19 protein-coding genes are annotated in these 23131 nt (G+C 72.6%); 8 read left to right on the forward strand and 11 right to left on the reverse strand.

Annotated elements, in window-relative coordinates:
- Positions 1 to 4 precede the first annotated feature (4 nt).
- Positions 5 to 754, reverse strand: a complete 750-nt coding sequence (locus ACWDBE_RS09445; RefSeq protein WP_449807628.1) for a hypothetical protein — start codon at positions 752 to 754, stop codon at positions 5 to 7.
- Here ACWDBE_RS09445 and ACWDBE_RS09450 point away from each other — a divergent pair.
- A complete protein-coding gene (locus tag ACWDBE_RS09450) occupies positions 753 to 1664 on the forward strand; it encodes a glycosyltransferase family 2 protein (protein ID WP_449789355.1) in 912 nt (303 codons plus the stop codon). The two genes, ACWDBE_RS09445 and ACWDBE_RS09450, sit on opposite strands and share 2 nt — an antisense overlap.
- A 22-nt stretch (positions 1665 to 1686) precedes the next feature.
- Here the strand turns inward: ACWDBE_RS09450 and ACWDBE_RS09455 are convergent, their stop codons facing one another.
- From ACWDBE_RS09455 to ACWDBE_RS09465, 3 genes are read right to left on the reverse strand one after another with little or no spacing between them, the layout of a single operon-like run.
- Complete coding sequence (locus ACWDBE_RS09455) at positions 1687 to 2826, reverse strand: DegT/DnrJ/EryC1/StrS family aminotransferase (RefSeq protein WP_449789356.1); 1140 nt, start codon at positions 2824 to 2826, stop codon at positions 1687 to 1689.
- Complete coding sequence (locus tag ACWDBE_RS09460; protein WP_449789357.1) at positions 2823 to 3878, reverse strand: NAD-dependent epimerase/dehydratase family protein; 1056 nt, start codon at positions 3876 to 3878, stop codon at positions 2823 to 2825. Before ACWDBE_RS09460 ends, ACWDBE_RS09455 begins: the two co-directional genes overlap by 4 nt.
- 17 nt (positions 3879 to 3895) lie before the next feature.
- The gene (locus ACWDBE_RS09465; RefSeq protein WP_449789358.1) at positions 3896 to 4948 is read right to left on the reverse strand and encodes an NAD-dependent epimerase/dehydratase family protein; all 1053 of its coding nucleotides are present in this window, start codon (positions 4946 to 4948) and stop codon (positions 3896 to 3898) included.
- A gap of 125 nt (positions 4949 to 5073) precedes the next feature.
- On the opposite strand from ACWDBE_RS09465, the gene ACWDBE_RS09470 reads away from it, so the two are divergent.
- A complete protein-coding gene (locus ACWDBE_RS09470; protein WP_449789359.1) occupies positions 5074 to 6429 on the forward strand; it encodes a tetratricopeptide repeat protein in 1356 nt (451 codons plus the stop codon).
- Positions 6430 to 6666: 237 nt separating this feature from the next.
- Here ACWDBE_RS09470 and ACWDBE_RS09475 read toward each other — a convergent pair whose 3' ends face one another.
- Entirely contained in the window at positions 6667 to 7998 is a 1332-nt protein-coding gene (locus ACWDBE_RS09475) for an MFS transporter (protein ID WP_449789360.1), read from the reverse strand.
- A 362-nt stretch (positions 7999 to 8360) separates the two neighbouring features.
- On the opposite strand from ACWDBE_RS09475, the gene ACWDBE_RS09480 reads away from it, so the two are divergent.
- Positions 8361 to 9983, forward strand: a complete 1623-nt coding sequence (locus ACWDBE_RS09480; protein WP_449789361.1) for a hypothetical protein — start codon at positions 8361 to 8363, stop codon at positions 9981 to 9983.
- 55 nt (positions 9984 to 10038) lie between these two features.
- Here ACWDBE_RS09480 and ACWDBE_RS09485 read toward each other — a convergent pair whose 3' ends face one another.
- Complete coding sequence (locus ACWDBE_RS09485) at positions 10039 to 10512, reverse strand: VOC family protein (RefSeq protein ID WP_402405604.1); 474 nt, start codon at positions 10510 to 10512, stop codon at positions 10039 to 10041.
- 136 nt (positions 10513 to 10648) lie between these two features.
- On the opposite strand from ACWDBE_RS09485, the gene ACWDBE_RS09490 reads away from it, so the two are divergent.
- Both ACWDBE_RS09490 and ACWDBE_RS09495 read left to right on the forward strand, forming a co-directional pair.
- Complete coding sequence (locus ACWDBE_RS09490; protein ID WP_449807629.1) at positions 10649 to 11977, forward strand: hypothetical protein; 1329 nt, start codon at positions 10649 to 10651, stop codon at positions 11975 to 11977.
- A gap of 219 nt (positions 11978 to 12196) precedes the next feature.
- On the forward strand, positions 12197 to 13687 hold the full coding sequence (locus ACWDBE_RS09495; RefSeq protein WP_449789364.1) for an alkaline phosphatase PhoX: 1491 nt from the start codon (positions 12197 to 12199) through the stop codon (positions 13685 to 13687).
- A gap of 70 nt (positions 13688 to 13757) precedes the next feature.
- Here the strand turns inward: ACWDBE_RS09495 and ACWDBE_RS09500 are convergent, their stop codons facing one another.
- A complete protein-coding gene (locus ACWDBE_RS09500; protein ID WP_449789365.1) occupies positions 13758 to 15359 on the reverse strand; it encodes a PucR family transcriptional regulator in 1602 nt (533 codons plus the stop codon).
- A gap of 460 nt (positions 15360 to 15819) precedes the next feature.
- On the opposite strand from ACWDBE_RS09500, the gene pruA reads away from it, so the two are divergent.
- On the forward strand, positions 15820 to 17448 hold the full coding sequence (pruA, locus tag ACWDBE_RS09505; RefSeq protein WP_449789366.1) for an L-glutamate gamma-semialdehyde dehydrogenase: 1629 nt from the start codon (positions 15820 to 15822) through the stop codon (positions 17446 to 17448).
- Positions 17449 to 17613: 165 nt separating this feature from the next.
- The gene (locus tag ACWDBE_RS09510; protein WP_449807630.1) at positions 17614 to 18543 is read left to right on the forward strand and encodes a proline dehydrogenase family protein; all 930 of its coding nucleotides are present in this window, start codon (positions 17614 to 17616) and stop codon (positions 18541 to 18543) included.
- Positions 18544 to 18609: 66 nt separating this feature from the next.
- Here the strand turns inward: ACWDBE_RS09510 and ACWDBE_RS09515 are convergent, their stop codons facing one another.
- On the reverse strand, positions 18610 to 19203 hold the full coding sequence (locus tag ACWDBE_RS09515; RefSeq protein ID WP_449807631.1) for a Uma2 family endonuclease: 594 nt from the start codon (positions 19201 to 19203) through the stop codon (positions 18610 to 18612).
- A gap of 149 nt (positions 19204 to 19352) precedes the next feature.
- Between ACWDBE_RS09515 and ACWDBE_RS09520 the strand changes: the two genes are divergently transcribed.
- Positions 19353 to 20045, forward strand: a complete 693-nt coding sequence (locus ACWDBE_RS09520; RefSeq protein ID WP_449807632.1) for an RraA family protein — start codon at positions 19353 to 19355, stop codon at positions 20043 to 20045.
- A 5-nt stretch (positions 20046 to 20050) separates the two neighbouring features.
- Here the strand turns inward: ACWDBE_RS09520 and ACWDBE_RS09525 are convergent, their stop codons facing one another.
- The 3 genes from ACWDBE_RS09525 to ACWDBE_RS09535 form a co-directional block, all read right to left on the reverse strand.
- The gene (locus ACWDBE_RS09525) at positions 20051 to 20539 is read right to left on the reverse strand and encodes an N-acetyltransferase family protein (RefSeq protein WP_449789422.1); all 489 of its coding nucleotides are present in this window, start codon (positions 20537 to 20539) and stop codon (positions 20051 to 20053) included.
- 58 nt (positions 20540 to 20597) lie between these two features.
- Positions 20598 to 21563 (reverse strand): SGNH/GDSL hydrolase family protein, encoded by a 966-nt coding sequence (locus ACWDBE_RS09530; RefSeq protein WP_449789369.1) that lies wholly within the window; start codon positions 21561 to 21563, stop codon positions 20598 to 20600.
- Positions 21564 to 21687: 124 nt separating this feature from the next.
- On the reverse strand, positions 21688 to 23034 hold the full coding sequence (locus ACWDBE_RS09535) for a TerD family protein (protein WP_449807678.1): 1347 nt from the start codon (positions 23032 to 23034) through the stop codon (positions 21688 to 21690).
- Positions 23035 to 23131 lie beyond the last annotated feature (97 nt).

Raw genomic sequence — 23131 nt, forward strand, 5'->3', positions numbered from 1 at the left:
TCTCCTACTCGGGCATCACGGCCTGGAGGGCGCACTCCAGGGCCTGGGTGTCGGTCGCGCCGTCGAGGTGGGCCTGCTCGCTGCCCACGACCAGGCCGTGGGCGAGGACCGGGGCCCCGGCGGGAACCTGCAGGCGTAGGCGGTTGAGGTCGGGCCACCAGCGGGCCAGCGGAAGCCGGTAGCGGTCGAGCGCGTCAGCTGCCTTGAGGAGGTCCACCGCCACCTGGTGCTGCCGGTAGCCGCGTGCCTGGTTGCCGGTGAAGGTGTGGTGCGGGACGTCGTGGAGGGCGACCGCGGTGATCGCCTCCGTTGTGGCCGCCGTCCCGAATACCGCCTCCACGTCGGCGATGTACTCGGTGAGCCAGTCGGCGGCGCGCTGACCGTGGCCGGGATCGTCGCGGTCGTTGAGCCTCCGGCAGTCGTGGCAGGCCGCCGCAGCTGCGAGCGCCAGCCCCCGGTCCGACGGGAGGCCGTGGTCGGCGGCGAGCAGCTGCACGAGCACGGCGACCCGGGCACCGTGGCGGACGCCGTGGATCGAGGCGGCCGTCTCCCTGCGGGCGAACCAGGAGGCGTTCGGTACCAGCAGCAGCGGCCGGTGTGGCATGGTGACTCGGACACCCGCGCCAGCGGGCCGGTGGCGGGCGATCCAGTCCAATGTCGGCCGGTCCATCGCCTGGTGGTCCGGCCGTCTGCCGGAGCCGGCCAGCTCGCGCAGCGACGGTTCGCCGCCTGGCCGGGGTGTCAGCGAGATCATGAAGAGTTCCTCTGAGTTGGGGTCGGGTGCGATGGGCGTCACACTGGGCGTGGTGGTGCTGACGATGGGAAACCGGCCTGCGGAGCTGACGGCGCTGCTGGAGTCGGTACGGGCCCAGGACGGCGGCGACAGCGGCGTTCGGACCGTCGTGCTCGGGCAGGGCGTGAAGCTGCCCGAGCTGCCGCAGTGGGTGGACGCGGTGGAGCTGCCGGAGAACCTCGGCATCCCCGGTGGCCGCAACGCGGGTGTCGAGCGGCTGCGCGAGCTGGGCGGCACGGACGTGCTGGTCGTCCTGGACGACGACGGGCTGCTGCCCCGCACCGACACGTTCCGGCTGATCCGGGAGGCCTTCGAGCAGGACCCGAAGCTGGGCATTGCCGGCTTCCGGATCGCGGATGAGACCGGGTTCACCCAGCGCCGGCACGTCCCCCGCCTCGGCGCATCCGACCCGATGCTGTCCGGGAAGGTCACCACCTTCCTCGGCGGCGGCCACGCCATCCGCATGAGCGTGATCGACCAGGTCGGCGACTTCCCCGCTCCGTTCTTCTACGCGCACGAGGAGACCGACTTCGCCTGGCGCGCGCTGGACGCGGGCTGGCGCATCGACTACCGCGCCGACCTGGTGCTCCAGCACCCCCGCACCGATCCGGCCCGTCACGCAACCTATTACCGGATGACGGCCCGCAACCGGGTGTGGCTGGCCAAGCGCCACCTGCCCGCCGTCCTGGTGCCGATCTACCTCACCTCCTGGGCGGCCTACACAGTGGTTCGCCGGCCGCCGCTGGCCGGTCTCAAGGCGTGGTGGTCCGGTTTCTTCGAGGGCGTTCGGGTGTCGTGCCCGCCGCGTCGGCCGATGCGGTGGAGCACGGTGTGGCGGATGGCGAAGCTGGGCCGGCCGCCGGTGTTCTGAACGGTCGGCCCAGCACGCCTGATCAGGCCCAGATGGCATGGAGGGCGTCGATGACGCGCTGCACGTCCGTGCTGGTCATGGCCGGGTAGCAGGGCAGGGAGAGCTGTCGGGTGGTGATCTGCTCGGTGACGGGCAGGTGGCAGTCCAGGTAGCGGTACGCGGCGAGGCGGTGCACCGGCTTGAAGTGCACGCTGGTGCCCACCCCGTAGCCGTCCAGGAGCATGCCGGCCACCGTGTCCCGGGTCCGGCCGCCAACCGGGTCGATCAGCACGGGGTAGAGGAACCAGCCGTGCCGGACCCCGTCCAGGACGGTCGGCAGCCGCAGCCCCGGAAGACCGGTCAGGGACCGGTCGTAGGAGGCGGCGATCTGGGCCCGGCGCGCGGTGAAGTCGGGCAGCTTGTGGAACTGTTGGAGTCCGACCGCGGCCGTGATGTCCGGCATCGTGTACTTCAGCCCCGCAACAGTGACCTCGTAGTCGGCAGTGCGGCGCTCGCCGTGCCGCTGCCACACGGAGGAGTCGATCCCGTGCCGGCCAAGCAGACGGGCGGCCTGGACGAGGTCGGCGCGGCCGACGATCATCCCGCCTTCGCCGCAGGTGATGACCTTGTTGGCGTAGAAGGAGAAGACCGCCAGGTCGCCGACGCTGCCCGCCCGCAGACCGTCGCGCCAGGCGTGCAGGGCGTGGGCGGCATCCTCGATCAGGACCAGGCCGTGGTCATCGGCCAGCTTGCGGAAGGCCGCCAGGTCGCAGGGCTGGCCGCCGTAGTGCATGACCACGACGGCCTTCGTCCTGGAGGTGATCGCCTGCTCGGCCGCCTCGGGATCGATGGTGAAGGTCACCGGATCGACCTCGGCGAACACCGGGGTGCCGCCGCACTGGACGATGGCGTTCGGGGCCGCGCAGAAGGTCAGGCTCGGGGTGATCACCTCGTCGCCCGGCTTAATCCCGGCCGTCAGCAGGGCCAGGTGCAGCGCGGCGGTGCACGAGGAGACCGCGAACGCGTCCTCGACGCCGAGCTCGGACTTCACCGCTTCCTCGAACCGGCTGGCTTTCGGGCCGTGGGTGAGCCAACCCGAGCGCAGGGTGTGCATAACCTCGGCTTCTTCCTCCTGTCCGAGCAAGGGCCGATTCCACGGCAGGAACGGGGTGACGGTGGTCACGGCTGCCTCCATACGGTGGTGTACTCGGCCAGGTAGCGCTGGCACGCAGGGGTGCGCAGAACCCGCACCTTGCCGGTGGTGAAGGCGTCCACCAGGCCCCGGTGGTTGTCGTACTGCGGCTCGCCTGGGTCGGTGACCTGGCGGGTCGCGAGGAGATCGGCTATCTCCTGCACACCCTCCTTGAGGGTGGTCGAGCATGCCCCGGGGATGCGGCGCTGGAGGTGGGCGAAGCTCACCCGGTAGTCGCGGGCGTCGGCTTCGTCGCGCTCCGGCCCGCGCTGGATCTTCGAGCCGGGCACGATGGCGGCCACGGTCTCGGCGATGTCGGCGATGGTGTGATTCTCCTGATCGCTGCCGACGTTCCACGCCCCGGTCAGGTTGTCGTTCAGGACGGCGGCGAGCACCTGGGCGACGTCGCCGACGTGGACGAGCGGGCGGCGCTGGGCGCCGCCGTTGAGCGGGATGCGCCCGGTGGCGACAGCGCGCGAGGCCATGGAGTTGACCACGGAGTCCAGACGCTGGCGGGGCGAGGAGCCGTGGACGGTCGCCAGCCGCAGGCTCGTCAAGGCGGTGATGCCCGCGAGCACGTCGGGCAGGCGCCGTTCGGCGAGGACCTTGGTCCGGGCGTAGATGCCCAGCGGGTTCGGCTCGGTGTCCTCGTCCACCGTGCCCTCGTGCCGGCCGTAGACGCTGCACGAGGAGAAGAACACGTACTGGCTGGCGCCCGCACCGGCGGCGGCCTCGGCGGCGATCATCGGGGCGGCGAAGTTCAGCTCGACGGCCAGCTCCTCGTCCAGCCGGCAGGCCGGCTCACCCACGATGCCGCCGAGGTGCACGACGGCGTCCGCGCCGTCGCAGACCCCAGCCAGCAGGTCGGTGTCACGCAGGTCCCCGTTGACGAACGTGGCGGCGCCGGGCAGGAGCCGACCGGGGTCGTCCCTGCGGTTGTAGATCAGGCCGTCCACGACGGTGACGTGGTGGCCGAGCGAGACGAGGTGGTGGGAGGCGGCGGAGCCAATGTATCCGGCTCCGCCGAGCAGCACGACGCGCATGGGATGGTTCCCTTCGTTCAGGCGGCCGAGGCGGCGGCGGTCGGGGCGGTGAACCAGTCCGGGACGGCGCCCGGCGTGGTGTTGAGCCAGCGCACGTAGCGGTCGACGCCCTCGGTGAGGGTGATAAGGGGACGCCAGCCGAGCAGGCCGGTGGACCGGCGGGTATCGGCGTAGCCTCCGCGCGGGTCGCCCTCGGGCATCGGTGTCTCGACGAACGCGGCGTCGGGGTAGTAGGCGGCGATCAGCTCGGCGATCCGCCGCACCGAGGTGGGGATGCCGGTGCCGATGTTGATGGTCGCTCCGGCGGCCTGGTCGGTGACGAGGGCGAGGATGGTGGCGTGCGCGACGTCCTCGACGTGGACCATGTCGCGGACCTGGTGGCCGCCGCCGTTGAGCCGCATCGGCCGGCCGGTGTGGGCGGACAGGGTCAGCCAGGGCACCATCCAGGAGTGCGAGCCGGGCTTGGGGACCTGCGGGCCGCCGTAGACCGAGAAGTACCGGACGATCGAGTACTCGCTGCCGCTGCCGCCGAGCATCAGCCGCACCTGGTGCTCACCCCACACCTTGGTGTTGGCGTACACCGAGATCGGGGTCAGCGGCTGGTCCTCGCTGAACCGCACCGCGCCGTCCTCGGTGGGGGTGCCGTCGCCGTAGACGGAGGCGGAGGAGACGAACACCAGCCGCTTCACCGGCGAGGCCGCCACCGCGTCCAGGACGGTCTGGGTGCCGTGTACGTTGGCGGCGAACGCGGTGTCGGGCCGGCGGGTGCAGGCGGCGACATCGGCGTACGCGGCGGCGTGGATCACGTAGTCCGCGCGGCCGGTGAGCCACTTCACGGTGGCCCGCTCGCGCACGTCGCCGAGGACGACCTGGGCGCCGTGCTGGTCCACCTGGAACAGGTCCCGCACCGGGTGCGGGTAGGCGTCGAACCGGTCCAGGACGATCGGCGTGGCTCCGCAGGCGGCGAGCTGGGCGACGATGCGGCTGCCGACCAGGCCACCGCCTCCGGTGACCAGCACGCTGGCCCCCATCAGTTCGCGAAGGCGCGGGTCGCGATACACGTCGGCCATGAGGCATCAACCTTCTCTGAGGTGCGGGTTTGTACAGTCAGTGAACAGCCGGACACGATCGGGCGGTACGGTGATGGCCTGGTCGGCCTGTTCAATCTGTTCAAGATCAGCCGTGGGGGTGTGAATTGACTGGACGTAAGCAGCCGAATCAACAACTGGCGGCCGTCATCTCGGAAGCCGGGTGTACGTACGAAGCCTTGGCCAAGGCGGTCCGCGGCGTTGCGGCGGAGGCCGGCGAGACCCTGCACACCTCGCGGTCGGCCGTGCTTTCCTGGGTCCGGGGCGGTATCCCGACCGGCAGAACCTCGACCTACCTCGCCGAGGCCCTGGCCAGAGTGGCGAAGCGCCAGGTGACGACCGCCGAGATCGGTCTAGGCTGCCCGGCCATCGGGGAGGCCATGCCTCCTGACCCTCTGGCAACCGCTGCCGACCTCGGGAGACTTGTCATGTTCCACCGCCGCGACCTCCTCGCCCTCGCCTTCTCCACCGCCACCGTCGGGCTCGCGATCACCTACGACCACCAGGCCGTCGCCGCCACCCTGCGCACCGCGAAGGGTGGGCGTAGGGCCGGAGCCGAAGAGGTTTCCACCGTCCGACAGCTCACCGAGATGTTCAGGACCGCCGACGAGAAGCTGGGCGGCGGCTACGGGCTGTCCACCGTGTCGTCCTACCTGGTGGATGCCGTCGTGCCGATGCTCCAGGCCACGTTCCCGTCGGAGGAGGTCCGGCGGAGTGCGTACGGGGCGGCTTCCGAGCTGGCGACCCTGGTCGGATGGAAGTGCCACGACCTCGGCCGCGAGGGCGCCGCCCAGCGGTTCTACCTCCTCGCCTACCAGCTCGCCTGCGAGTCCGACCCCGCAGGCCACGGGGCCTGGATGATGCGAGCCCTCACCCACCAGTCCCTCGACCTGAACCAGACCACACACTGCGTCGAACTGGCCGAGGCCGCGCTGTCACGGGCCCAGGGGAAGGTCGATCGCAAGACGGAGGCGCTCCTGCTGGTGACCGCCGCCCGGGCGTACGGAGCGAGCGGCCAGACCAAGGAAGCCGCCGGAGCGCTCCTGGCCGCCGAGGGCGCCATGCTCACCGGCGATGACGGCGTCCCCTCCTACGCCGCAGCCTCCGGCCCGGTCGCGGCCACCGTGGCATCGCACACCGGCAAGACCCTGACCGAGATGAAGGACCACCGAGCAGCCGAACGGCACTACCGTGCGGCGCTGGAAGACCGCGTCCCGGGGACCTACCAGCGGGTTCGCGGCCTGACCATCGCGAACCTCGCCAAGTCTGTCGCCGCCCAACACCGCCACGAGGAAGCCGTGATCCTCTGGAACCAGTGCCTGGACCTCATGGACGGCGTGGCATCCGACCGAAACCAGAAGGAGCTGAAAACGGTGCGTTCAACGATGGCCGTCTACAGCAGGCGCGGAATCCCCGGCGCCCCCGAACTCGCTCAGCGAGCTGCCGAACTCGCGTCTCTGTAACACCGGATCGCGCCGCGCGCTCGGGGACCCGAAACGAGGGCGGGGGCGGGCGCCCGCCGGCAGGCGGGTGGGGGGGTGGATGGTGGGGAACGGCGGTGAACTTGCTCAACGGAGCAGATGATGCGCGGGTGTCACCCGGCGGCGGGCGAAGCGGGCGGGGGCAGATGGTGAGGCGCGGAAACGCTGCTGCCCGGGACTTCCGAAGGAGTCCCGGGCAGCGGTGTTGTGCGTTGGGGGTCAGGCCGCCGTGGGCTTGCGGGCCACGGCGAGGGCCAGGGCGGTGCAGGCGAGGGCGGCGATGGCGGCGAAGCCGCTGACGGCGGGGAGGAGGCCGTAGGCCTGGACCAGGGCGCCGACGGCGATGATGGGGGCGGAGCTGCCGAGGTAGACGATGATCCAGAGGGAGCTCAGTTCGGAGCCGCGGCGTTCCGGGTTCATCGCGGTGACGGCGGTGGTGAACAGGGAGCGGAAGGCCACGCCCTGGCAGATGCCGCCGAGGACGCTGCCGATGAAGAGCAGCGCGGGGGTCCCGGTGTACTGGGCGGCGACGACCAGGCCCAGGCCGGCGGCCAGGCCGGTCATGCCGAGGGCGGTGACCACGCGGTCGGTGGTGGGCGGGACGATCAGCTGGGTGGCGGCCGAGGAAGCGAGCAGGAGGGCGGCGACCACGGCGCCGACCAGCTTGGAGTCGGTGTGCAGCAGCTTGGCGGCGAAGGCCGGGGCCAGGCTGAGGTAGACGCCGAACACCGCGTAGGAGATGAATCCGGCCGTGGCGGCGAGCAGGAACTCGCGGCGGCCGGTGCGCGGCAGCCGCAGGCGCTGCGGGCGCAGGTGGGCCGGGGTGGTGATGCGGGGCGGCGACGCCGGCGGGCGGTTGCGGCCGGGCATCCGGGGGTGCACCAGGGCGAGCGGCACGCAGAGTGCGAGCAGGGCGATGGCGTGCAGCAGGAAGGGCGTCAGCAGCGGGTCGGAGCCGCCGGCCAGCAGGGCGCCGACCACCGGGCCGAGGGCGACGCCGCCTGCGGAACAGGCCAGCGTGATCTTGGGGGCCAGGGCCGGGTGGTCGGGCAGCAGGTCGCCGAGGGCGGCTCCGGCGGCGCCGGTGGACAGGCCGACGGCGATGCCCTGGACCGCGCGGCCGGCGGCGAGCTGCCAGAAGCTGCCGGAGGTGGCGAACACGACGTCGCCCGCGGCGGCCAGCGCGACCGCGGGCAGGATCAGGGCGCGTCGGCCGAGGTGGTCGGACCAGTGGCCGACCACGGCCAGCACCGGGACCAGTGCGAAGACGTAGATCGCGAAGAGGATGGTGGTGTCGAGCGCGGTGAGGTGCAGCCGCTGCTGGAGGAGGGAGTAGATCGGGGTCGCCAGGTTGGCACCGATCAGCATCAGCAGCAGGGCGGCGGCCACCAGGCCGACGCGGACGCCGCGCAGCGCGTTCCAGCGGCTGATCGCGGCGAGCCGGAGCTGGGCGCGGGGCGCGAGCTCCAGGGGAAGCAGGGCCTCCGACAGTCGGCGTCCGTCGAGCTGCGCGGTGCGCAGGCCGGAGCCGGCGGGGGAGAGGTCCGCCATGGCAGGGGTCTCCTGTGGCCGGGCACCACCGGGGTCGGCGGGGTGTGCCGGTGTGCCCGTCCGGAGGCGCTGTGGTGGTGGCCGCGGGTGAGGGCTCCCTGGTGGGGCGGGGTGAGCTGAAGAGGGCCCCTCCGGCCCGGGGTCGGGTGGAGGGCGGTGGGCTTCGTTGCCCCGGTGGCACGCGCGGGGTGTGCGCGGTACCAGACCGAAGGATAAAGGGTAGGCGTACGCCCACGGCGCGCGCCCCTGGATGCGCCCCTTGGGGCCGGGCATCGGGGGTGCCCGGCCTATACGCTGAGGTGGTAGATCGGGTACGCGGAGCTGGTTCGAGCTGACCGCTGGCTGAGGGAGAGCACAGGACGATGGCCGGACGACGTCGGAAGAACGCGGGAGCTTCGGCGGGGGAGGGCAGCACCGAGGCCGTGCTGCCGGCCGACCTGGAGCTGCAGGACCTCTACGGGGCGTTCGCCGCGCACGGGCTGGACGACGAGGACCTGGACGACGCGGCCGTCCTGGTCCCGCCGGTGAAGCTGCCCGCCGAGCGCGAACTGGCCGAGCAGGCGAAGGCCGTACCGATGTTCGGGTACGCGCTGGCGCTGGCCCGCTGGGCCGCCCCGCACCGGGCGGTGGACGAGTTCGGGGACCTGGTCGAGGAGGACCGCGCGCCCGCGGCCCGGCTGCTGGGCCTGGCCCCTGCCGAGGGCGAGGTGCCCGAGGAGGCCGAGGTCGAGGCGCTGCGGGCCTGGTCGCTGGCCTGCGACCTGGACCTGGTGGAGCTCGGCACGACCGCGGAGGGCGAGCACGTCGCCGTCCCCGGCCCGGACCTGGAGCCCGCCGAGCAGGGCGACCCGGAGACCGTCCTGGAGCTGTGGCTGACCGCCGCCGGGATCGTCCGGGAGCTGGCCGTCGAGGCGGACTCCGTCCCGGAGGAGGCCGAGGGCGAGCCGGCCGAGCCCGCCGGGGAGGTCGAGGAGGACGAGGACGGGCTCTCCGAGGTCGAGGAGGCCCGCGACGAGGCCGCCGAACTGCTGGACGAGGCCCTGCAGGTGCTCTACGAGACCACCGCCTTCGCCGAGCCGGGCAACGAGACCGTGCCGCTGGGCGTGCTGGCCGCGCTGCTGGTGGTCCCGGAGGGCGAGGAGCCGAGCGAGGAGCTGCTCGGCGACATCACCGACGTGATGGTCGCATTGGACCCGATGCTGGGCGACCTCGCCGAGCTCGGCCTGCTGGAGTACCGCCCGATCGACCCCGAGCTGTTCGACGAGGAGGACGGCGAGGAGCCCGCCGTGGTCGGCGAGGAGCCGCTGGACGAGGAGGAGTCGGCCCGGTTCGGGCTGGTCCGGCTCACCCCGCTCGGCCAGTACGGCATCCGGCAGTGGCTGCTGGAGGACGGCTACGACGCGCCGCTGGTCGGCGACCTCGCCAAGGGGGACGCGGCCGAGCTGCTTCGCGGGGTGTGCGAGTCGGCCAACGTGCTCCCCGAGGAGGAGCTGCGGGTGTGGACCGCCGACCGCGAGCCGGTGGCGGCGGCGCGCGAACTGCTCGCGGCGGCGCGCGGCACCGACGGCTACGGCCCGCTGCGCCGGATGCTCTGCGTCTCGGCGCTCAACCTGCTCGGGCCGGACGCGGCGCCGGCCGTCCGGGAGGTCATGGACGACCCGGAGCTGGGCGGTGCGGCACGGGCCTGGCTGACCGCGCAGGGGGCGACGGACGTGCCGGTGCCGGACCGGGCGATGGCGCTGTGGACGGTGGTCGACACCTTCGCCGCCCAGCTGCTGGACAACGGCGGGGACGCCGAGCTGCTGCGCGAACTGATCACCGACCTGCCGGTGAACGGCGATCCGGCCGGGTGGTTCGGCGAGCTGTGGCGGGTCGACCACCCGTACACGGCGGACGTCCTGGAGGCCATCGGGGAGCTGCACCCGGACCGGGCGCTGGCCAAGGAGGCGCGCAAGGCGGCCTTCAAGGCGCGCTCCAGGAACTGAGGCCTCACGGTGTGCTCCGGGAGCCGGGCCCCACGGTGTGCTCCGAGGGCCCCGCTCAGGGAAGGTCCAGTGAGCCGTCCTCGGTGAAGGGGAAGAACGGGTTGTGGGCCAGCTCCCAGAGATGGCCGTCCGGGTCCTCGAAGTAGCCGGAGTAGCCGCCCCAGTCGGTCGGGACCGGTGGCTTGACCACCACGGCGCCGGCCTCCACCGCCGTCCGCAGCGCGGCGTCCACCAGCGCGGGGGACTCCAGGTTCACCGCGAGGGTGACGCCGCGGAAGGAGGGCTCGCCGGTGGCGGGCACGCCCGCGTCGGCGGCCAGCTCCTCGGTGGGGAAGAGGCCGAGCGCGGAGTCGGCGGTGCGGAACCACACGATCTCCGGGCTGGAGGCGGCGGAGCGCTTCCAGCCGAGCGCCTCGTAGAAGCGGGCGCTGCGGTCGAGGTCGGTCACCCCGAGGGTGACGATGCTGATCCGGGCGGGGAAGGTGCCCGGTCCGGTCCGGTCCTGTGCTGCGTCGTTCTGTGCTGTCATGCCGCCCAGGTTAGGGAGGGCGGCTGACAACCGGCCTCCTGACACGGCCACCACCCGGGTCCGGAGGCGGAGCTGATGACCCGGCAGCTGCGGCCACGTAAGGTGGCGTCAGCGGTGCGGGCGCGAGGACTCGGGGGTGCGACACAGGATGGTGCGGGAGAGCGGCGGCGGGTACCAGAAGCGGAACACCGGCTCCCCGGGGGCCGCCCCGGCTCCGGACCGGCCGGTCCGGGAGGACCGTTTCGCCGGTGGGCCCGCGGGCCGGGCACCGGACCGGCCGGCCGGGCGGTCCGCGGATCAGCCCGGGGATCAGCCCGGGGATCAGCCCGCCGACCGGTTCGCCGTTCAGGAGGAGTTCTCCCGCAGGACCCTGGCGGCGGCCGACTTCCCGGTGTACGGCGTGGCCGGCGGGACGCCGGTGGACAGGACACCGGTGGACGGGACGCCGGTGGACGGGACGTCGACCGGTGAGGCGCTGGCCGCCTTCGAGACCTCCGGCGGCGAGCTGTGCTGGGTCGAGGTCCAGTGCGGTGACTGGCGTTCGGCGGCCGGCCCGTACGTGACCGTGCGCACCTACCGGCCCGGCGCCGACCGGGGTGAGCAGCTGCCCGAGCTGGAGGACCTGGTCGAGGACGAACGGGACCGCGTCTACGAGCAGTTGGGTGTCGACGAGGGCGACGGGCCGGGCCGGGTGCGGGCGTTGCGCGCGTGGATCACGGTGGACGGCGAGCCCTGCGCGGTGGAGGTGCACGAGGACCGGCCGGTGCCGGAGCCCGGCGCCCCGGCGGCGGCCGGGCCGGAGCCGGTGTGGGCGGGGCGGCTGCGGGTCGGCGGGCTGACCGTCACGGTGTGCGGGCGCGGGGTGGCCCCCGGAGCGTTGGAGCTCCGTTCGATCGGCGACTTCGAGCGCTGCCTGCGCGGCCGCACCGAGCTGCTGCGCGACCTGGCCGCCCGGCGGGCCCGCCACGTTCCGGTCGAGGAGCGCGAACTGCCGCCAGCGGTCGGGATGGAGGCACACCGGGCGCTGATCGAGCAGAGCGTCGCCGAGTCCGCCGCGATCGAGGCACAGGTGCGGGTCGGGCGCACGCCGAGGCTGCCGCGCGGGCTGCGCGGGGAGGTCGGCGCGGTGCGCTGGGAGGCGGCGGTGCGCCAGCAGATGCGGTTGGCCACCGAGACCCGGGAGGAGGCCGTGGCGGCGGTGACCTCGATGGTGAACCACCTCAACCGGCTGTCCCAGCAGACGCATTGGCTCGTCGGCACGGCGGAGGGCGAGGCGGCCGTCGAGGAGGTCATCCGGTACACGGTGTTCGCGAGCGAGGTGGCGAGCCTGCCGGCGCAGCGGGCGTGGGCGCAGCTGTGGCGGGAGCGGCCGGGCGGCGGCGGGGCGGGGGTCTGGGAGGAGCAGCGGCTGGCCGAGCAGCTGTGGCTGTCGGCCTGGGAGCAGTGGCGGGCGGCGCGGCGCTGACGGGGTGCCGGGCGGGTGCGGCCGGGTGGGTCCGCGGCGTTACGGGCCTGGCTGTCTGACGGGGACATGTGTAAAGCCGAGGTCATGTGACGGTCATCGGTCGGCAAATGGTCGCCTGGGTGTGAGGTGGGAGTCATGTCGGGTTCACCCGTCCGGCGGAGCCTGCTGGGCGTCGGCATCCCGCACCGACGCCCCCGCTCATCCTCAGGAGTTGCTGCCATGTCGCTGTCCCGCCGGGACTTCGTCAACCGTTCCACCCTCGTCGGGGCCGGCGTGCTGATCGCCGGCAGCGCCGAGGCGCTGGCCAGCGCCCCGGGCGCGATCGCCGCCCCGGTCGGCGGCGAGGCGCCGGTCGCCGCGGCCGCCGGGAGCAACTCGGCCTCCGGCACCGCCGTCGGCTACGGCCCGCTGGTCCAGGACCCGGCCGGCCTGCTCTCCCTGCCGAAGGGCTTCTCGTACAAGGTCCTCAACCGGGCCGGCGTCACCAAGCTGCGCACCGGCGAGTTCACCCCGAGCAACCACGACGGCACCTCCGCCTTCGAGGACGAGCACGGCGGCAACCTGATGGTCGTCAACCACGAGCTGGCCGGTGCCCGCGCCAACTGGCCGCACCCGGTGCCGCTGATCGAGGGCCACGTCTACGACCCGGGCGCGGCCGGCGGCTGCACCGTCGTGCACGCCAAGCGGGACGGCTCGGTCGAGCAGTGGGTCGGCATCGCCGGCACCGCCACCAACTGCGCCGGCGGCGTGACCCCGTGGGGCACCTGGCTGTCCGGCGAGGAGACCGAGGACAAGGCCGGCAAGAACGGCTTCACCAAGGACCACGGGTACGTCTTCGAGGTCGACCCGTTCGACGACGACTACAACCGTGACCCGCAGCCGGTGAAGGCCTTCGGCCGCTACGCGCACGAGGCCGTCGTGGTGGACCCGAAGAAGGGCCACGTCTACCTGACCGAGGACGCCTCGAACCCGAACGGCCTGCTGTTCCGCTGGACCCCGCCGGCCGGCTTCAAGCACGGCCGCTACAAGTTGCGCAAGCTCGCCGACGACGCCGGCGTGCTGGAGGCCTTCAAGGTCTTCGACGCGCAGGGCAAGTTCATCGACGACCTCTCCCGCGCCACCAAGGTCGGCACCACCTACGGCGTGGACTGGGTCAAGGTCCAGGACCGCGACGCCAAGACCGTCTCGGTGCGCAAGCAGTTCAAGGACGGCGAGGTCACCCGCGCCCGCAAGCTGGAGGGCATGTGGTGGGGTGACGGCGGCTTCTACTTCGTCTCCAGCTACGCCCGTTCGGAGAGCCCGCTCCAGCACGACGGCCAGGTCTGGTTCTACAACCCGAACCGCCGCACCATCACCCTGAAGGTGCTGCTGGGCGTCAACAGCGATGTCTGGGGCGACCACGACAACTTCGACGGCCCGGACAACATCACCGTCTCGCCGTACGGCGGCATCGTGATCGCCGAGGACGGCGAGGGCGTCTCGCACCTGTTCGGCGCCACCGAGGACGGCCTGGTCTTCCCGATCGCCCGCAACGAGCTGAACATCGGCACCGCCGAGAAGCCCGAGTTCAGCGAGTTCACCGGGGTGACCTTCTCGGACGACGGCAAGACCCTGTTCGCCAACATCCAGACCCCGGGCATCCAGCTGGCCATCAGCGGCCCGTGGCGCCGGCTGAACGAGCACAAGCGGGGCCAGGGCTACGGCGAGTGATGAGCGGCCAGGCGTGACCGGCGGAACCGGCTGACCGACGGAACCGGCTGACCGGCGGACTGCCCGCGGACTACTCGTCCGCGGGCAGTCGCAGTTGCAGCATCGCCAGCAGGCGCTGCTGCGGCTGGGCGAGGTCGATGCCGGTCAACTGTTCGGCGCGGCGCACCCGGTAGCGCAGGGTGTTGGGGTGGATGTGCAGGGCGTCCGCGGCCACCCGCACCTCGCCGAGCGCGTCCAGCCAGGCCAGTACGGACTCGGCGAGCCGGGTGCCGTGCCGGCGGTCGTACTCGGTGAGCGCGGTCAGTCGTGGGTCGCGCAGGCCGGTGCGCTCCTGGAGCAGCGCGAGCATCTCGCTGACCAGCACCTCCGCCTGGACGTCGATCAGCGCCGCGACGTCGAGGTCCACTCCGCCGCGGCCCATCGCGTCGAGGATGCGGTCCGCCTGGGCCCGGGAGTCGGGGACCTGGGCCAGGCCGTCGACGGTCGAGCCGATCGCGGCGCGCAGCGGGACCCCCAGGTGTTCACGGGCGGCGGTCACCACCTCGGAGGCCCAGTCGCGCACGGTGGTCATCGGCAGCCCTGGGGGCAGCTCGGGCAGCAGTACGTACACCCGGGAGTCGATCGGGGCGAGCAGCGCGGTGCGGTGCCGGGCGGCGGTGTGCACCGAGATCAGGCCGGTGACGTCGGAGCGGTGCAGCGCGTCGGTGGTGTGCGCGCTGTAGGCCAGCACGGTGGCCGGGCGGCGCAGGTCCAGCCCGAGGTGGGTGGCGAGCGACTGGGGGCCGGTGGAGCCCTCCAGCAGACCGGTCAGCAGGGTCTGGGTGAGCCGGACGTCGGCGGACAGCTCCCGGCGGCGGCGCACCAGCTGGGCGGCCGCGACCCGGGCGGCGCCGACCAGGGCCTGCTCGGCCAGCGGGGCCAGCGACCGGGAGCCTTCCTGGACCCAGATGGTGCCGAGCGGCTGCGCCCCGGCCCGGATGCCGACCGCGAGGCGGCGGCGCAGGCCCAGCTCGGGGTGCGGCTCGACCGCGATCGGGGCGTCCGAGCTGCGCAGGTGCTGGAAGATGCCCCACTCGCGGAGCTTGGACAGGTACGGCTCGGGGCCCTGCCAGCCGAGGATGGACAGTCGGCGCAGGTCGTCGACCTCGTCGGAGTCCGAGGAGCGGGAGTAGGCGAGCACCCGGCTCGAGGTGTCCTCGATCGAGACGATGCCGTTGGTGAGCACGGCGACGGTCTGGGCGAGGGAGAAGAGGTCGCCCGCGTTGGGCTCGGGGGCGCCGGTGGCGTCCGGGGCGTCCGGGCCGGCGATGATCGCCCGGGCCAGCGAGTCGAGGTGTTCCCAGCGCGTCTCCCGGCGCACCGAGAGCAGGGCGACGCCCGCGTCGGTGGCGGCCTCGCGCAGCGCGTCGGCCTGGCCCGGGCCGTCCAGCTTGACCGCGACGGCGGCGGCCCCGGACCGGCCGGCCGCGCGCAGGGCGGGCAGGGCGGCGCGGCCGCGGGCGCCGATCGCGAGCACGAGTTCGCCGGGGGCGGCGGTCGGGGGGTCCTCCGGGTCGAGGATGGCGACGTCGCGCACCGGGACGTCCAGCCCCTGCGGGGCGGCCTGCAGTTCGACCAGCGGTTCGCCGAGGGACATCAGGAGTTGACGGAGCGGCAGGCCGGGGGTGGTCACGTCGGCCCTCCTTCATCCGCTCGGACAACGTTTTGTGGTCGATTTTAGCCGGACGGACAGAGTTCGGGTTCGTCGGAGCAGCTGCGGAAGGCCGGATTCGTCGCCGAGCAGGAGACCGTTCAGGCGGCCGGTGGTGCAGGCGGTCGTGGCCGGGGCCGAGGTGGTGAACGCCCGGACGGTCGGCGCCGGAGCGTGAGCCGGTCGAGCGAGCCGGGGGCGTGAGCCCCGGGGCGTGGGGTGGGCCGGGGGTGGTGCGAGGGGGTGTGAACAGTGGGGCGGCCGGGAGCGGTTCGTGACCGCGGCGTGACCCGATTCGTCGGTCCGGACAACGCCGTACGGGGGAATTTAGCCGCCCGGCCAATCATGTGGCCCGGTGGCCAGGAATAGCGTTCCTGCTGTGGTCGGTGTGCAACCCGCGCCGGTCGATCCCCCGCACTGAACGAAGGAGAGCGTGCGCTCTATGGACGCTGTGACCCAGGTCCCCGCGCCGGTGAACGAGCCGGTCCACAGCTACGCCCCCGGGAGCCCGGAACGGGCCCGGCTGGAGGCCAAGCTGAAGGAGCTGGGCGGCCAGGAGCCGGTCCAGCTGACCATGACGATCAACGGTGAGCGCCGGATGGGCGGCGGCACCGAGATCCACGTCGTCCAGCCGCACAACCACGCGGCTCGGCTCGGCACCCTGCGCAACGCCACCCAGGCCGACGCGCAGGACGCCATCGACGCTGCCCTGGCCGCCGCTCCGGCCTGGCAGGCGCTCTCCTTCGACTCCCGCGCCGCGATCTTCCTCAAGGCCGCCGACCTGCTGGCCGGCCCCTGGCGCGAGACCCTGGCCGCCGCCACCATGCTCGGCCAGTCCAAGACCGCCCAGCAGGCCGAGATCGACACCCCCTGCGAGCTGGTCGACTTCCTGCGCTTCAACGTGCACTTCGCCCGCCAGATCATGGCCGAGCAGCCGATCTCCTCGGACGGCGTGTGGAACCGCAGCGACCACCGCCCGCTGGAGGGCTTCGTCTACGCGATCACCCCGTTCAACTTCACCGCGATCGCCGGCAACCTGCCGACCGCGCCCGCACTGATGGGCAACGTGGTGCTGTGGAAGCCGTCCCCGACCCAGCAGTTCTCCGCGCACCTGCTGATGCAGCTGCTGGAGGAGGCCGGCCTGCCCAAGGGCGTCATCAACATGGTGACCGGCGACGGCCTGGCCGTCTCCGAGGTCGCGCTCAAGCACCCGGCGCTCGCCGGCATCCACTTCACCGGCTCCACCGCCACCTTCCAGCACCTGTGGCGCGAGGTCGGCAACAACATCGCCGGCTACCGCACCTACCCGCGGATCGTCGGCGAGACCGGCGGCAAGGACTTCCTGGTCGCCCACCCGTCCGCCGACCCGAAGGTCCTGAAGACCGCGATGACCCGCGGCGCCTTCGAGTTCCAGGGCCAGAAGTGCTCGGCGCTGTCGCGGGCCTACGTCCCGGCGTCGATCTGGGCCGGCCTCAAGGACGAGTTCGCCGCCGAGGTCGACGGCCTCACCATGGGCGACGTCACCGACCTGTCCAACTTCATGTCGGCCGTCATCGACGAGCGCTCCTTCGCCAAGAACAAGGCCGCCATCGACCGCGCCCAGGCCGACCCGCAGGTCGAGGTCCTCGCCGGCGGCACCTACGACGACTCGGTGGGCTACTTCGTCCGCCCGACCGTCCTGGTCTGCCAGGACCCGTCGAGCGAGTACTTCAAGGACGAGTACTTCGGCCCGATCCTCGCCGTGTACGTCTACGAGGACGAGAAGTACGAGGAGATGCTGGCCCAGATGGAGTCGGTGTCGGCGTACGGCCTGACCGGCTCGATCATCTCCCAGGACCGCGCCGCGGCCCAGGACGCGATGCACAAGCTGCGCTTCGCGGCCGGCAACTTCTACATCAACGACAAGCCGACCGGCGCCGTCGTCGGCCAGCAGCCCTTCGGCGGCGGCCGGGCCTCCGGCACCAACGACAAGGCGGGCGCCAAGCAGAACCTGGCGCGCTGGACCTCCACCCGCTCGGTCAAGGAGACCTTCGTCCCGCCGACGGACTACCGCTACCCGCACATGGGCTGACCGGCCCCGCACCACCGATCGCACGGCTCGCCCAGTAGCCACCGGTCACCCGCGACGCCCGGTCCCGCAGCCGGGCGTCGCCCGCCGGGGCGGCGGGGTCCCACCCCCGTACCCGCCGCCCCGGCCCTTCTGCCACCCTTGGAAACACCAGCACCAGGAGTCACGATGCTCCGTTCCGCCCTTCTCGCGGCCTCCCGGTCCCCGCAGGTCCGCACCGTGGTCGAGAAGTTCCCCCCGACCCACGCGATAGTCGAGCGCTTCGTCGCCGGCGACGTCCTCGACGACGCGGTCACGGCCACCGACGACCTGATCGCCACCGGCCGCAAGGTCACCCTGGACCACCTCGGCGAGGACACCCAGGACGCCGCCCAGGCCGCCGACACCGCCGTCGCCTACGAGCACCTGCTCAAGGCCCTCAAGGAGACCGGCCTCGCGGCCGGCGCCGAGGTGTCGGTCAAGCTGTCGGCCGTCGGCCAGTTCCTCCCGGTGGACGGCGAGAAGATCGCGCTGGAGAACGCCCGCCGCATCTGCGAGGCCGCCGCCGACGCGGGCACCACGGTGACCCTCGACATGGAGGACCACACCACCACCGACTCCACCCTCGCCATCGCGCGCGAGCTGCGGACGGACTTCCCCTGGCTGGGCGTCGTGCTCCAGGCCTACCTGCGCCGCACCGAGGCCGACTGCCGTGACTTCTCCGGCGCCGGCTCCCGCGTGCGCCTGTGCAAGGGCGCCTACAAGGAGCCCGAGTCGGTCGCCTTCCAGGGCAAGCACGAGGTCGACCTCGCGTACGTCCGCGCCCTGAAGGTCCTGATGGCGGGCGAGGGCTACCCGATGATCGCCTCGCACGACCCCAACATGATCAAGATCGCCGGCCAGCTGGCCCAGTGGAACGGCCGCAAGCGGGACTCCTTCGAGTACCAGATGCTGTTCGGCATCCGCCCCGAGGAGCAGCTGCGCCTCGCCGGCGAGGGCAACACGATGCGCGTCTACCTCCCGTACGGCCAGGAGTGGTACGGCTACTTCATGCGCCGCCTCGCCGAGCGCCCCGCCAACCTGACCTTCTTCCTGCGCGCCATGGCCACCCGCGGCTGACCTCCGGCGCCCCGGGCCACGGCCCGCACCCCTGACGGGGGGTGCGGGCCGTCCGCGTCCTCGGCCCTAGAGGAAGTCCTTGGTGTCCAACTCGAACTCGAACGGGGCCGGGACGGCGAGCGGTTCGCCGAAGGCGGCGAGATGCACCTCCGTGTACTCCTCGCGGTGGGGCCTGCAGAAAAGGCTCACCTGAGACTTTTCGCGGTCGATCAGCAGGTGGAGCGGGATGCCGGCGCGGGCGTAGCAGTGTCGCTTGGTGATGCGGTCATGGTCGGGCTTGCTCGATGTGACCTCTGCGACCATGGCCACGCCGTCGGGTTCCATCCACGGTGGTGCACCGCGGAAGAGTCGGAGTTCTCGCGGCGCGAACGTCGCATCCGGGATGACGTGGTTCTTCGGACAGAGACCGCCGCTGACAAGCCGCAGACCCTTGCCTCCGGACACTTGCATGTGGACCTGGGACTTGGCCTTCACCTGATCGATGAGAAGGTCGATGTAGTCCTCGTGATCGCCGTCCGGCGGGGGTGCCACGATGATCTCTCCCTCGATGAGCTCGGCTCGGAAGCCTTCGGGGGAGTGCAGGCTCAGGAAGCTCTCCAGCAGGATGTCGGCCTGCGATGGGGAGCCCGTGATCGGTTGCTCATGCGCCACAGCACTCATGATGCCCCTCCTTCAAATGGCCGTCACGCTGTTCGTGGCCCGGCCGGCCTGTGCCGTATACGGCGGAGTTTCACTCGATGGTGTGAGTTTGAGGTCTCGCCTAGGATTCCCCTGCTGGTGAACTGGCTTTTCGACCGGAGGAGTTGGGGATGCTGAAGGCTTTCGCGGAGCTGTCCACGCCGTTGGTGGCGGACGCCTGTGTGCGGCTCGGGGTGGGGCTGCGGGTGGCGCCGGCGGGGGTGGCGGCGGTGGCGGCCGGGGCCCGGGTGGCGGGGCGGGCGCTGCCGGTGCGGCACTACGGGAGCGTGGACGTGTTCCTGGAGGCGTACGGGTCGGCCCGGGACGGGGACGTGCTGGTGGTCGACAACGGCGGGCGCACCGACGAGGCCTGCATCGGGGACCTCGCGGTGCTGGAGGCGCGGGCCTGCGGGGTGGCCGGGATCGTGGTGTGGGGGCTGCACCGGGACACCGCCGAGCTGCGGGAGATCGGGCTGCCCGTGTTCAGTTACGGGGCGCTGCCGCTGGGCCCGGTGCGGCTGGACGCCCGGGAGCCGCAGGCGCTGCTGACGGCGAAGTTCGGGCCGCACCCGGTGAGCGCCGAGGACGTGGTGTTCGCCGACCCGGACGGGGTGCTGTTCGTGCCCGCCGACCGGGTCGCGCAGGTGCTGGAGACGGCCGGCGCGATCGCCCGGACGGAGCGCGAGCAGGCCGCGCGGATCGTCTCCGGGGACACGCTGCGCCGGCAGACCGGCTTCGACGAGTACCTGGAGCGGCGCGCCGCCGACCCGGCGTACAGCTTCCGGCAGCACCTGCGGCGGGTCGGCGGGGCGATCGAGGAGTGACGGCCCTACAGCGGCCGGTGCATGACGTGCAGGCCGACGTAGCCGTCCACCGGGTGGTGGAAGGCCTCGGGGACGGTGCCGACGATCGCGAAGCCGAGTGACTCGTAGAGCCGCACGGCGTGGTGGTTGTTGGCGACGACCGCGTTGAACTGCATGGCGCGGAAGCCGCTCCGGCGAGCCCAGTCGAGGGAGTACTCGACCAGCGCCCGCCCGATCCCCCTGCCGTGGTGGGCCGGGTCGACCAGGTAGCTCGCGCTGGCGACGTGCGAGCCGTTGCCGGGGCGGTTGCGGTTCATGTTGGCGGTGCCGAGGACGCGCCCGTCCTCGCCCACCGCGACCACCGTGCGGTTCGGGGCGGTGAGCATCCACCACTCCCGGCCCAGCTCGGAATCCATGTCCAGCGGGTAGGGGAAGGTCTCGCCGGCGGCGATGACGGTGTGGAAGAACGGCCAGACGGCCGGCCAGTCCTCGGGGGCGGCCTCGCGGATCTCGATGGGCATCGGACCAGGATGGCCCCCGACGGGCGGGCCGGCGAACGGTTTTCCGGCCGGGTCAGCCACCGAGGACGGCCTTCTCGACCAGGGCGGCGGTGTGCGCCTGGCCGGTCGCGTTGGGGTGCACCACGGCGTATTCAAGGGGAAGGACGCTGGTCAGCACGCCGTCCAGCCAGCGGTCGGCGTCGCAGACGCTGTGGCCGGCGCTGGCGGGGTAGAGGTCCACGAAGGTGTCGCCGTGGGCGGCGGCGCTCCCGGCGATCAGCGCGTTGAGCGGTTCCAGGAGCGCGGTGCGGGTCCAGCCGAGGTCGCCGGCGGTGAAGGTGCCGAACTGCAGGAGGTTGCCGTACTGGCAGAGCGCGGCGTTCTCGGGGACGAGGTGCGGGTAGCCGACGGCGAGGACCTTGGCGGACGGCGCCTTGGTGTGCAGCGCGGTCAGCATCCGGTCGTAGCCGTTCCGCAGCCGGTCGAAGCGGTCGGGCAGGCTCGCGTCGAACTTGTCCTTGCAGGGGGTGCCCTGGCCGAGCCGGACGGCGCCGAGTTCGATGCAGCTCTTGAGGATCTCGGCGAAGCCGAGGTCGTTGCCGCCGACGCCGACGGTGACCAGGTCGGTGGCCGCGTCGACGGCGTCGATCTGCGGCGGGACGGCCGGGTAGGGGCCGTTCGGGTCGGTGCCGAGCGGCGGGAGCGGGCGGCCGAGCGGGGCCTGGGCGGTCGCGTAGACACCGTCGGTGGTGGCGCCGCTGCAGCTGACGTTGCGCAGGTCGACCAGGGAGCCCAGGTCGCGGCGGACGATCTCGGGGTGGGACTCGACGGTACGGGCGCAGCCGTCGCGCGGGTCCGTCTCCTCGCCGGTGGCCTCGATGACCCCGGCGGTGTAGGAGTCGCCGAGGGCCGTCCACCGCAGTGCGGCGGCGCGGTCGCCCGGCCGGGCGGCGGCCTGGGCGGTGGTCGGGGTGACCAGCCCGGCGGCGAGCACGGTGGCGGTGCCGGCGACGGCGAGGCGGGACAGGAAGCTTGGCACGGCTCTCCTCCTCGGGGTGCGGGGGAGAGTGCGGTTCACCCCCCTGAGAGTCAATCGAGTCGCCGTGTGGACGACTTGATGCCTCAGAGGGGTGAATCCGTGGGCGTCGCGGTGACGCCGGGGGTCAGAGCGCCGCGGCGGCGGGCTCGATCATCGCCCGCGCGGTCTTGCCGTCGACGTACTCGCCGAGCGCCGTCATCTCCCACTCGCCGCCCGGGCGGCGGACCAGCTTGCACATCATCACACCGGTGTGGGGCTCGGAGTGGGTGAGGTCGAAGCGGACCAGCTCCTCCTCCGTGCGGGCGTCCAGCAGCCGGCAGTAGGCGTCGCGCACGTCGGTGAACTTCTGCCCGGAGAAGGAGTTCACCACGAAGACCAGCCCGTGGACCTCGGCCGGCAAGCCCTCCAGGTGGACGGTGATCACCTCGTCGTCGCCGCCCTCGCCGCCGACCAGGTTGTCGCCGGAGTGGGAGATCGCGCCGTTGAAGATGTTCAGCTTCATGAACCAGACCGTCTCCAGCCGCTTGTGCCGGGCGTCGAAGGCCAGGCAGGAGGCGTCCAGGTCGACGGCGCGGCCGCGGGCGGCGGACTTCCAGCCGAGCGCCATCCGGACGGAGGAGAGGAAGGGGCGGCCGTTCTTGATGAGGGAGACCGAGCTGCCCTTGACCAGGTTGACCCGGCCCTTGTCCAGGGTGATCTTGGCCGGAGCCGGAGCCGGAGCCGGAGCCGGAGCCGGAGCCGGAGCCGGAGCCGGAGCCGAGGTCTGGTTGGTGGCGAGCGCGATCCGCGGGTCGACCGGGGCGGTCGGCGGCACGGGCGGTGCGGGCGGCATCGGCGGGGCGGCTGGCGGGGCCGGGAACTGGACGGTCCGGTCCACCGGGACCGGAGGCGCGACCGCGGGCGCGACCGGGGTGACGGGCGCCGGGGTCGGGGTGACGGGCGCCGGGGTCGAAACCGGGGTCGAAGCCGGGGCCGGGGAGTCCTCGACGGTGACGCCGAAGTCGGTCGCGATGCCCGCCAGGCCGTCGGCGTAGCCCTGGCCGACCGCGCGCACCTTCCAGACGCCGCCCCGCAGGTAGACCTCGACCACGATGAGCGCGGTCTCCAGGCCCAGCCGGGGCGGGGTGAAGGTGACCAGCGCCTCGCCGGTGTCGGCGTCGCGGACGGTGGCGGTGGGCTCCATCCCGGCGAAGGTGGAGACCTGGTCGGCGGGGCTCGCGGTCACCACGATCTTGGTGATGCCGGCCGGGACGGCCCGGGTGTCGACGGTGATCGCGTCGGGGGAGCCGGCGGTGGCCGGGCGGTGGCTGACGCCGGGGCCGTTCGGGGCGTTGAAGAAGACGAAGTCGTCGTCCGAGCGGACCTTTCCGGCATCGGTCAGCAGCAGGCCGGAGACGTCCAGCGCCTTGGGCGCGGTGACCTCGACGGTCACTCGCGCGGCGGTCAGCGGTGCGTTGCCGCCTTGGGTCAGGACGGTGGACACGGACTCCTCCTCGGGTGCGGATCGGCGGCCCGTCCGGGGCCGTCGGGGGCGCCGGGCCGGGTGCTGCCCACAGTAACGAACGGGG

This window comes from Kitasatospora sp. NPDC001132, from assembly GCF_053598415.1.